This is a genomic window from Frankia gtarii (assembly GCF_025403375.1).
Classification (GTDB): domain Bacteria; phylum Actinomycetota; class Actinomycetes; order Frankiales; family Frankiaceae; genus Frankia; species Frankia gtarii.
Window position 1 is genome coordinate 1 of the sequence record NZ_JAMPTM010000010.1, and the last position, 10,730, is coordinate 10,730.

Annotated in this window: 8 protein-coding genes and 2 pseudogenes; 5 read left to right on the plus strand and 5 right to left on the minus strand. The window is 70.9% G+C overall.

What is annotated here, in order from left to right:
* Positions 1 to 580: 580 nt before the first annotated feature.
* Entirely contained in the window at positions 581 to 1,435 is an 855-nt protein-coding gene (locus NBZ83_RS03295; protein WP_261570908.1) for a LysR family transcriptional regulator, read from the plus strand.
* Between the two features lie 144 nt (positions 1,436 to 1,579).
* Positions 1,580 to 2,917: a sensor domain-containing phosphodiesterase gene (locus NBZ83_RS03300; protein ID WP_261570903.1), complete on the plus strand. Its 1,338-nt coding sequence runs from the start codon at positions 1,580 to 1,582 to the stop codon at positions 2,915 to 2,917.
* Positions 2,918 to 3,507: 590 nt separating this feature from the next.
* On the opposite strand, the gene NBZ83_RS03305 is transcribed toward NBZ83_RS03300, so the two are convergent.
* Both NBZ83_RS03305 and NBZ83_RS03310 read right to left on the minus strand, forming a co-directional pair.
* Positions 3,508 to 4,344 (minus strand): metallophosphoesterase family protein, encoded by an 837-nt coding sequence (locus tag NBZ83_RS03305; RefSeq protein ID WP_261574291.1) that lies wholly within the window; start codon positions 4,342 to 4,344, stop codon positions 3,508 to 3,510.
* A 533-nt stretch (positions 4,345 to 4,877) separates the two neighbouring features.
* Positions 4,878 to 5,261 (minus strand): annotated as a pseudogene (locus tag NBZ83_RS03310) (Tn3 family transposase); the annotation flags it as partial.
* Here NBZ83_RS03310 and NBZ83_RS03315 point away from each other — a divergent pair.
* Both NBZ83_RS03315 and NBZ83_RS03320 read left to right on the plus strand, forming a co-directional pair.
* On the plus strand, positions 5,146 to 6,018 hold the full coding sequence (locus tag NBZ83_RS03315) for an ArsB/NhaD family transporter (RefSeq protein ID WP_261574292.1): 873 nt from the start codon (positions 5,146 to 5,148) through the stop codon (positions 6,016 to 6,018). The pseudogene NBZ83_RS03310 and the gene NBZ83_RS03315 sit on opposite strands and share 116 nt — an antisense overlap.
* Before the next feature lie 45 nt (positions 6,019 to 6,063).
* A complete protein-coding gene (locus NBZ83_RS03320) occupies positions 6,064 to 6,990 on the plus strand; it encodes a hypothetical protein (RefSeq protein ID WP_261574293.1) in 927 nt (308 codons plus the stop codon).
* On the opposite strand, the gene NBZ83_RS03325 is transcribed toward NBZ83_RS03320, so the two are convergent.
* On the minus strand, positions 6,959 to 7,450 hold the full coding sequence (locus tag NBZ83_RS03325) for a cupredoxin domain-containing protein (protein WP_261570907.1): 492 nt from the start codon (positions 7,448 to 7,450) through the stop codon (positions 6,959 to 6,961). The genes NBZ83_RS03320 and NBZ83_RS03325 overlap by 32 nt on opposite strands.
* A gap of 449 nt (positions 7,451 to 7,899) precedes the next feature.
* Between NBZ83_RS03325 and NBZ83_RS03330 the strand changes: the two are divergent.
* A pseudogene (locus tag NBZ83_RS03330) lies at positions 7,900 to 9,108 on the plus strand (RNA-guided endonuclease InsQ/TnpB family protein).
* Positions 9,109 to 9,144: 36 nt separating this feature from the next.
* On the opposite strand, the gene NBZ83_RS03335 reads toward NBZ83_RS03330, so the two are convergent.
* Together NBZ83_RS03335 and NBZ83_RS03340 are read right to left on the minus strand one after the other, a co-directional pair.
* Entirely contained in the window at positions 9,145 to 9,978 is an 834-nt protein-coding gene (locus NBZ83_RS03335) for a Rieske (2Fe-2S) protein (protein ID WP_261574294.1), read from the minus strand.
* Positions 9,975 to 10,640 carry an RNA polymerase sigma factor gene (locus tag NBZ83_RS03340; protein ID WP_261574295.1) on the minus strand — a complete coding sequence of 222 codons (666 nt, stop codon included), beginning with the start codon at positions 10,638 to 10,640 and terminating at the stop codon, positions 9,975 to 9,977. Before NBZ83_RS03340 ends, NBZ83_RS03335 begins: the two co-directional genes overlap by 4 nt.
* Positions 10,641 to 10,730 lie beyond the last annotated feature (90 nt).

Below are 10,730 nucleotides of genomic sequence, written 5' to 3' on the forward strand. Positions count from 1 at the left end.
CGGCACGGACGGAAGGCGGGCGGCGGCTGGCGGCTGGCGGCTGGGCGGGAAACGCCTGGGCCTGAAGCGGGTTGGGCTGCGGACCGAGGTGCACCGCACCCCACCAGGGCGGCGCCGCCTGACCCAAGCCCACCACGCTGTCGCGACGTGCGGGGCTCGACCTGCGTCTAGGACGGCGGCGCCGCACGTCGCGGCAGGCCGGGACGACCGGCACGCGGCGGTTGCAGCAGGAGGGGAGGACGCCCGGGCGGCCGCGGCGTTTTCAGGCCGACGCCGTCAGGCGAGGTCGGGGCAGCGCCCGGATCCGGCTGGGGCCGGCGGTGCAAGCCGCGTCAGCGGCAGCGACAACAGGACGACGCGAGGATGCCGAAATCGACGACCCGTCGACGAGTCAACATCCGCCGTGGCAGCGGGACGGCGACGGCACAGCCGGCACGAGGGGCGTTGACCTGCCCGTACCGGATTGCGCGCGACTCGCCGACCATGTCTATGAGAATCGTGGGTTTTCCATCGGTTGTCCAACGCGGATCCGCGATCGCACCGATCAGGATTTGCGATCGGTTGGTGTATCGTGCGCCCTGTGTCCTCCGTGCTCGACATAAACGCTTTGCGCAGCCTCATCACGATCGCCGACAGCGGCGGCTTCCGGCGGGCCGCGGAGACCCTGTGCGTCTCGCAGTCCGCGGTGAGCCAGCACGTCCGGCGGCTGGAGAAGACGGTCGGGCGCCCGCTGGTCGAGCCGGATGGTCGGGCCACCCGCTTCACCCCCGACGGTGAGCTCCTGCTCGCCGCGGCACGACGGATCCTCGCCCTGCACGACGGCACGCTCCAGCAGCTCGGCGTCAACGGCCCGGCCCGACCGTCCACGATCACCGTCGGCGCCACCGAGCACGCCGCGGATCATCTGCTGCCGCTGTGGATGGCGGCGCTGACCACCGGGTTCCCGGATGCGCGGGTGCAGTTCCGGCTCGACCGGGGGGCTCGCCTCACCGAGGCACTCGACCAGGGCGCGGTCGACGTCGCCGTGCTGATCGGCGCGGCCCGCGCCACCATGTCCCGGCCCGCCGGCGCCCTGCCGCTGGCCTGGTACGCCGCGGCCGGCTGGACGCCGCCGCCACCGGACCGCCCGCTGCCCCTGGTGGCCATCAACGATCCGTGCACGATCCGCAGCCAGGCGCTGAGCACGCTGGCGCGCGTCGGGCGCACCGCCTGGGTGGTCGGTGAGGCCGGTCATCTCGCCGGGGTGCTGCAGGCCGCCCGGGCGGGAGTCGGGGTGGCCCTGCTCGCCGATGTCGGCCCGGTCCCGCCCGGCCTGGTCCGGCGCGACGACCTGCCTGCGGTCGCCCCCGAGCCGTTGCACATCCGGACCCGCCGTGGTGCGCCACCCCAGCTCGCCGAACTCATCGGCGACACCGTCATCGCCGCGCTGGCCTGACACCACAGCCCGGATCCCGGATCCCGGCTCCGCCCGCCTGCCCACCCGTCGCCGCCTGCCCACCCGTCGCCGCCTGGCACCCGTCGGGGCCGTCCGGCATGACCGCAGGTCACGGCGGGCATACTCGCCGCGGAGGTGGTCCGGATGGTGCCCGCGTTGGCGATGGCCGCCGCTGGGACGGAACTGTCCCAACCGGACATGGTGATCGCGGATCTCCTGGAGATCCTGCGCCGCCAGCTACGCATGGATCTCGCCGCGCTGGCCAGGGTCGAGGACGAACGCCTGGTCCTGCAGGTGTTGAGCGGGGATGTCGCCGAATTCGGGCTGCACGCGGGCGCGACGGTCGGCCGCCGGGACTCCCTGCTCGGGCTGGCGCTGGCCGGCGAGCTGCCCGAGATCGTCGCGGACACCCGGGCCGATCCGCGCCTCGCCGGCCACCGCGACGTCAGGGAGCGGGGCATCGGCTCCTACGTCTCGGCGCCGATCATCGACGGCGAGGGCAGGGTGTACGGCATCCTCTGCTGCATCGGGCACCAGGCCCGACGGGCCAGGCCCGACCGCGACGGGCGCTTCCTGCGGCTGCTCGCGGCGTTCCTCAGCGACACCGTCCTCGACCTGCATGAGATGTGGGCGCGGCGGCGCCAGATCTGGCAGGAGGTCAGCGACCTCATCGACAGCGGCGGCCCCCAGATCATCTACCAGCCGATCTTCCGGCTCGCCGACCAGCGCATCATCGGAGTGGAGGCGCTGTCCCGGTTCCCGGGCACGCGTGGCGGGGCGCAACGCTGGTATGCCGACGCGGCCACCGTCGGGCTGAGCACCGAGCTGGAACGACTCGCGATCCGCCGGGCGCTCGCCGTCCTGCCCGTGCTTCCCCGCGATCTCACCCTGGCCGTCAACGCCTCCCCCACCACCATCTCCGCCGGCCTGCTGGACCTGCTTCCCGACACGGTGGCCGGCCGGCTCGTCGTCGAGATCACCGAGCACGAGCACATCGGAACCGACAGGCATCTGCTGAGAGCCGTCGAGATGCTGCGCAGCCGGGGTGCGCGGATCGCCATCGACGACATCGGCACCGGCTATGCGGGCCTGGAGCAGCTCCTCCACCTGCGCCCGGACATCATCAAGCTGGACTGCGTCATCACCCGGGGCATCGACGCCGACGCCGCCCGCCGCGCCATCGCGGCCGGCCTGGTCGAGGTCGCCGGCGAGATCGGGGGCAGCGTCGTCGCGGAGGGCATCGAGACTCCGGCGGAGCTGGCCACCACCATGGCCGCGGGCATCCTCTACGGTCAGGGCTACCTGCTGGGCCACCCTGGCCCGCCCGCCGGGGCGGCCTGGCTGCAACCCGACGCGCAGCGCGCGACTGTCCCCGGCGGCGTGCAGACACCGGCGCCGGCCGACGAGGCCGCCCACCGCGACCCGCCGCCGCGCCGGCCGGACCGCCACGGCCCGCTGTCGCCGGCCGATGCCCATCGATGATCCCGACCCCCGGCGTACCCAGCGGCAGCGCCGCGCCAGCAGCCGCGAACTCATCCTCAGCACCACGGATCACCCCACGGGCGTGGAGAGGGCTGTCGGCCTCGGAGCCGAGACGGGGCCCGTGACAAACTGCAGCCGACGGCCACTGACCGCCCGCGCCGCCACCCGAGCACTCTCAACCAGCCCTCAAAAAAATGATCACCAAGCTCGCCGGTCCTCATCCGGTCGCCTCGACTCGCCCTCAAATCACAACAGACCCCGGAAGCCCCAGAAAAGACCCGGTCAGAAAGGTGCTCCCCACGCTCGTGGGGGTGATCCGTCGGCATCATCGTCGTCTTCCAACCGACTGCGGCCTGTCAGGTTCAGAGCACGGTGGAGGACCGCCAGCTTCTCTTGGTCGACCAGACCTTGGAGGGTGACTGACAAGACCATCTGCATGCCGACTCTCCACTCCGACGAACTACGAGACCACTGAAACTCTGCTCACCAGCGCACGGGGTCGAATGCGAGGCGCTCAACTCAACCTGGGTCGAGGGGTCTGCGTCCACGGTCGTCTGTCGGCTCTGCTCGAGCGCACTGGTCGTCGTGCGTCACCTGATACGGACCACTTCCGGAAGCTGGTATACGGCGAACGGGGCGCCGATGACCGGCCCGGCCACGTTACGGACCGCCGTGCCGGCGGGCGTTACGCCGACTTCGGTCCCGTAATGCGCGTGGCCGTGCAGGGCCAGTCTCACCTGGCGCCGCTTGCCTGGGACCAGGTTGTGTGGTTGGCCGCCGTCCATCTCGTCGTCCGGCGTTCCGGTCGTATGGAGGTCTTCTGCCTTGCGCTCTGCGGAGGACACGGGTTCGCCGTCGATCGCCGCGCCGAGCAGGTGGCTGCCCAGGAACGGGTACAGCTCCAACGGCTCACCCACAAGGGTGTCCCGGGTGGGAGCGTAATGCGTGAGGGCCACCTGCAGGCCAACGTCAAGCTGCCCCAGCGCGTCCCGCAACGCCTGCGCGGTCGTCGCGGCATGCCGACCGAACGCCTTCATCTCCTTCTCGCCATGCTCGGCGACCGTGCAGCCAGCGAAACCGCCGCCGAATCCCTTGACGCCGGCAATCCCGACCTGTCCCCCAGCAGTGTCGACGACCGTTGCGGCCCCCTCCAGCACGGTCACGCCCGCATCTGTCAACATCTCGGCCAATACCGCTTCTTCGCCGCGATCGTAGTCGTGATTACCGAGAACGGCGATCACCGGCAAATCCAGGCCCCCGAACAGATCGCACACCTCCGCGGCGGAATCGGTCCCGCCGTCCTGGGTGAGGTCGCCGGCAAGAAGGAGGAGGTCGGCCACCTCGACCGCACGCCGATACACCGGCCGAAGTCGGGCCGCAGCCCCAGGCCTTGCATGCAGATCTCCGACAGCCGCGATTCGAACCATAGCCCGATCATCCTTGAAACTCGCCCACGGAACGCTGGATCGGGGCAGACGTGATGCGGCCGGCGACGCGCCGACGAGCCAGACCCCCGGACCGTCCCGTCGACCGCTTCGCCGAGACGTTCCCGAGCGACGGCACCGATTTCCAGTCCGCGTTGGACGCTGCCGCCCGGCTGCTGGAAGCCGAGTACAACGCCACCGGCCGCACCCGCGCTGACATCGTGATCAGCGCCGATGGTGAGGCCGAGCTGGACGACGCCTGGGTCACGCCTGGCGCGCGCCGCGCCAGGCGTGGGTTCCGGGTCTTCACGGTCACCGACCCCGACGCCGAGGACCCGGCCGACCTGCCCGCGATCTGCGGCGACGCCCGCCGCATCGAGGACCTGACCGACATCGCCACCACCGCCCGCCTGTTCCGCACCACCTGACCGCCTGGTGAGCCCGACAAGCTCCCTAATGCAGCCGGCCAGGGTGACGTCGAGCCGGGTGACGGCCTGCTCGGGCGGGGTGGTGCCGAGCACCCATTCGCCGAAGCGGCGGACGTTCTCGCGCAGGTAGGGGCTGACGGTGGCCAGGTCGTCGGGTTCGACCACCTGGCCGTCGGCGACGAGCTGGTTGACGACGTTGGTGATGTCCAGCGTGTTCTGGTAGATCACGCAGGTCGCGACGAGCTCGTTGAACTTGATGATCTTCTCGTGATGGTCGGAGTCGTTGTGGCCGATCAGGTCCCCGCCGAACATCAGCCAGGCGGCGAAGCCGTGGAAGGCCTCCCACACCCCGCAGAGGAAACGCTCATAGCCATCTGTGGTGCTGCTCACCCTGCTGTATATCCGACTCGCTCGAAGAAACGGCCTCGATGCCGGATTACTCGCCTTCCAGCCGGTCCTGCTGGCCTGCCTCGCATCCAGTGCGCTGCCCATCTCGAACCTGACGAACCTTATTGCCGCGGACACTCTCGACCTCGGGATCGAGGATTTCCTCGTCCACCTCGGCCCGGCGTCACTCGCGGCCGTCGTCGTGGGCTGGCTCGGCTACCGGCGCCTGCCCGCGGCCGCGGCCGCCGCGCCGCCGGTCCACGAGCCGGTGGATCGGCGGACGCTCTACCTGGGCCTTCCTATAGTGATCTTCATTGTCATCGGCTTCACCGTCGGCGACGCGCTCGAGGTCAAGGCGTGGACCGTCGCGCTGATCGCCGACATCGTGCTGGTGGCCATGACGCGCGACCTGCGCCTGGGGGACGTCCCCTGGGGTGCCGCCGGCCTCGCCACCGGGCTCGGGCTGGTGGCCACCGCCGCGGCACCACATTTAGGACTGACAAACATCTTCGACGGCCAGGGCTGGGTCGCCCAGCTGCAAACCGCACTGTTTGCTATCGTGGCGGCAGACACGATCATCAATCTGCCCGCGCTGCTCATCAATCTGCCCGCGCTGCTCATCAGTCTGCCCGGTCTGCATTCCGGGTCGGAGCACATCTGGCCGCTGTTGTTCGGGGTGAACTTCGGCCCGGTACTTGTTCTCCACGGGGCGCTCGCCGGCCTGCTGTGGCGCAGTACCGCGGCCCGTTTGGAGGTTCGAGTGAGTCCCTGGGAGTACACGAAAACAGGTGTCCGGGTCGGAACGCCGGCCCTGCTCGTCGGCCTGGCAATCGTCGTCGTGACCGACGTCCTGGTACATTAGTCCGGCGTGCCGCCCGAGCAGGTTCCGCTGCGACAGGATTCCAGCGTGCCAGCGTCCACTCCGGATCCACTCCACGCACGGTCGAGCCAAGTACTCGACGTCGTGCTTCTTCCGCCGCCGAGCCTTGCCGCACGCACCGTTCGGGAGAGTCGATCCCTCGCCACACGCATGCGGCGGGCCGGCAATCCATCCCATTTCCTCCTGGACGGGCCCGATCCGGACGGCGGCCCCGGCACCTGCGCACCCCATGTCTCGATCTTCATGTTCGCGGCCGTCGTGGCGGACCTGCCCGCGGTGCTGCGCGCCCTGCGCGAGGTGGCCGGTGCCGCCGCGCCGGTGGCCGCCGTCGGCAGCGAGTACGCGCACAATCCGCACGGCGCTCCCGAGCTCTACTTCGAGCGTTCGCCCGCCTGGTTCGATCTGCAGCGCCGGGTCGTGGCGGCGTTCGAGCCGCTGCGGCGCGGCCGGCAGCGCGAGGTCGACCCCGCGGGAACATCCCTCGCCAGGGTGCTCGACGAGCACGGCGCCGCCGGCGCCGCCAGCCGGCGCCAGCTCCTGACCTACGGATACGACGAGATCACCGACGACACGGATGATCGTTTCCGGCCGCACATAACCCTCGCCTGGCCCCAACGCGCCGAACCGGCGGTGGAGCTGGCGTCCCTGCCCGCAGCCAGCACCGCGCACGGCATGTTCGACCAGCTGGCCGTCCACGGCATGAGCGCCTGGGGCGCCTGCACGGCGCCGTACGGTGCCGTGCCCCTCACCGGCCCGCGCGGGGCTCCGCCGCTGTCGCGGAGATCCCCGCGAAGAAACGGCAACCCTGGCCAAGCAGGTGAGCCTGGCCCGCCGCGGCGGGCCAGCTACCGCCGGCTCATGCCACCCGGCCGGTCCCCCGCGCCGGGCCGGGAACCCCGGGGGTCCCGCCCGTCGCCGGCGCTCACGGGGTCACCACCACGGTGCCCAGCATGAACGGGTGGATGGTGCACAGGTAGGCGTACTGACCGGCCTTGGTGAACGTGTACTGGTAGGTCGCCCCCTGGTCGAGGGTCGGCGAGTTCGGACCGGCCCCGCTTTTCGCGGTGACCGTGTGCGGCTCGGAGTCCTGGTTCGTCCAGGTGACCGTCGTGCCGGCCGGCACCGTGACGGTCGCCGGCGAGAACGCGAAGTTCTGGATTGCCACCCTGGTCGTCGACACCGGCTTTCCGGTTGCCGTCGCGCCACCGGTGCCCGGCGCGCCCGTCGCCATCCCGGGCATGCTCGGCATCGGGGTCGGCATCGTGCCACCGCCCGCCCCGGCCGGTGACGTCGCCGTCGAGGCGGGGGCGTACGCAGGCGCCGCGGCGCCGCCCGACCCGCCGCCGCAGGCCGCAAGGCCGAGGAGCGCCACCGCCAGAGCGGCGACCGCGAACAGCCTCCGTGGTCGGCGCATTACGGAAGAACACCACATCGGTTAGCTGCCTTTCCGGCCCGTCGTCCGGGCCAGTGCCCTGGGCCCACCGTGTCGGCGCGTGGACCGCGTCTGTCGTCGCGGTTATCAATAGCCGGGGTGGTTACACGGCCCGGGCGGTCACCCGGTGGCAAGCGGCGCTCCATGGCGGTGTTCACGTGCGGGTGTTCACGTGAGGGTGTTCACCGAGAATTCCGGAGGATGCCCTGGCCGTCAGGCCGGGGAGGAATCCGGCTCCCCGCGGAGCGGGGCAGGGGTAGGTGATTCGCCGTCAGGCGAACCGCCGCGCGAACGCGACGCGTAACAGGTGGATGATTTCCCTGTTTGTGGAATAGTCGTCTTCTTTGATGGTTTCGGCGATCTGGGATCGCGGGTAGTCCGGGAATCTCAGAACCTTCTTCTCCACGGTCCTGGTGGGTTAGGATCGGTTTGTGTCGAGGTTCCGGTTGTATCCAGATGCGGCGCAGGAAGAGGTTCTTCTTGTGCATTGTGGGCATGCGCGGTTCGTGTGGAACCTGTGTGTGGAGCGGCAGTCGTGGTGGAACCCGCGGCGTGGCCCCGCTCCCGGCTATGCCGAGTGGAATCGGCAGTTGACCGCGGCGCGGGGCGCGTGCGACTGGCTGGCGGCGGGCAGTGTGATCGTGCAGCAGCAGGCGTTGTGGGACTTCGCGACCGCGAGGGCGAACTTTTTCGGCGGGTCGCATCGGCGGCCGGGGTGGCGTCGACGCGGGTGGGGTGAGGGTTTCCGGATCGTCGCGGTCAGGTCGGGTGATGTGCGGCAGGTCAACCGCCGCTGGTCGCAGGTGCGGATCCCCAAAGTGGGCTGGGTCAGGTTCCGCCGTAGCCGCAGCGTCCCGGATGCCAGGTCCTACCGGGTGACGCGGGATCGTGCGGGTCGCTGGCATGTCGCGTTCGCCGCTGTCCCCGACCCGATTGGCGCCCCGGGCACCGGTGGGATTGTCGGGGTGGACCGGGGTGTGGCGGTGTCGGCGGCGTTGAGTACCGGGGAGCTGCTGCACTGCCCCGGGCTGCGCCCCGGCGAGGCGACCCGGCTGGTCCGGTTGCAACGCCGCCTCGCTCGAGCGAGGCGGGGGTCGCAGCGGCGGGCCCGGCTGGTCGGGCAGATCGCCCGGGTGAAAGCCAGAGAAGCCGCCCGGCGTAAGGACTGGGTCGAGAAGACCAGTACCGCGCTGGCCCGCCGGTACGACCTGATCCGGGTCGAGGCTTTGCCGGTCGGGGCCATGACCCGCTCGGCGAAAGGTACCGTCGCCGAGCCGGGGCGCAACGTGCGGCAGAAAGCCGGGCTGAATCGGAGCATTCTCGCCCACGGCTGGGGGCTGCTCGTCGCCCGGTTGGAACAGAAGGCTCCCGGCCGGGTCGAGAAGATCAATCCTGCGTGGACGTCGTAGACCTGTAACAGCTGTGGGACCCGGGATCGGGAGGCGCGCGAAAGCCAAGCCGTCTTCCGCTGCCGGGGCTGTGGGCAGCAGGTGCACGCGGACGTGAACGCGGCACGCAACATCGCCCTGGGGCATCAGTGGGCAACCACGTGGGTGACTGCGCGGGGAGGCGACGCCGATGGGCGGCCTGTGAACCGCGAACCTCAACACTGCACACCCCCTCTCCTGGTGGACGTGTAGATGTTGGAATCCCCCGCGTTCACGCGGAGGAGGATGTCAAGTGGGGGTGGGTGGTACGTAGACCTGCACGACGCCGTCGACCTCGCGAACGGTGAGGCTGGGCAGCGAACGCGGCGGGGTCCGCAGCTTGTAGTGCACGACCTCGCCGGTCAGCGAGAAGGCCATGCGGTGGCAGGGGCAGTTCAGCCGCTGCTGCGCCGGGTCCAGGGCCAGCCGGCAGCCCTGATGCGTGCAGATGCCCGACATCGCGCGGACCCGACCGTCGGTCCGTCGCACGAACCCGACCACGGTCCCGGTGTCGAAGGCACGCACCCCGCCTTCCGGCAGGTCCTGCGTGGTGGCGACGGTCCGCCAGATGCCGGCCTCGGGAACCAGGGCGGCACCGGACCCGGCCACCGGCTCCGGTCCGGCCACCGGCGGGTATGCCTCGTCACCGTCGCCCGGGCCGCGCTCGCCGACGGCCCGGTCCACCCCGGCCCCGATCGCCGCCGATCCGGCCGCGAGCGAGGTGGCCTGGACAAACCGGCGCCGCGTCCCGCGCTGCCTCCCCGCGCCGTCCTCACCAGCGGCCGCGCTGTCGGAGGTGGCCCTGTCGGAGGTGGCCCTGTCGGAAGCTGCCTCGCCGGAAACGGCCCCATCGGAGACGGCCCCGCCGGGAACAGCCCTGCCGGAGACGGCCTCGGCGGCGGCGAGATGCCGGTGCAGCCGCTCGACGAACTCCTCGCTCGGCATGTCGCTGCCGGGTCGGGCGGCCCGCAATGTGATCGCCGCGCGCAGGGCGGCGGCGTCCTGCGGGCCCGCGTCGAACGGTCTGGGCCGCCGGTGGCCGATCAGGTCCTCGACGAACCGGCGCAGTCCCCGCCCGCTCATATGGTCATCTCGCCGCCGAGCCGGGCCGCCTGGCGCAGCGCGCGGTGCTGGAGAACCTTCGCGTTCCCGACCGTGATCCCGAGCTCGTCGGCGGCCTCCCGCAGCGTGCACGCCTCCAGGAATCGCAGCCGCAGGATACGGGCGTACCGGTCAGGCAGAGCGGCGAGGATCGCCTCCGCGCGAGCGGGGTTGTCCAGCGCCGGGCCGGCCGGGGCGCCAACGGTGGTGAACATCGTCTGGGCGGAATCCTCGTCGAGCGTGGTGACGGCAACTCCCAGGGTGCGCCGCCAGTACGCGGCAAGCACCGTGCGGGCGGTCACGACCAGGTACGCCCGCACCTCACCGACGCTCGCCGACACCCGCAGGGGACGCAGCGCCGCCATGAACACCTCGGCCGTCAGGTCCTCAGCGTCCGGACGGTTCCCCACCTTCGCAAACATGATCTTATACACCCGCTCCACGTTGTCGCGATAGATCTCCTCCCAACCGGGATAGACGTCATCGGACACCACCCGCAACCGCGGCGGATCGGGACGTTCGAACACCCCGGCGCTGGCGCCGGCTCGACCACCGTCGCCCGACGCGATGCCGCCGGTACCTCCGACCGCCTCCTCGCCCGTCAGGGTGCGTCGTCGGATCCTCGCCCGACCAACCGCCACCACTCCCCACCGCCTCACAACCCGCCATCGTTGCCGATCTGTCGCCTCACCCGTCCAGATAGGCAGGAGGGTTACACCCGCCCCTGCCAGAAC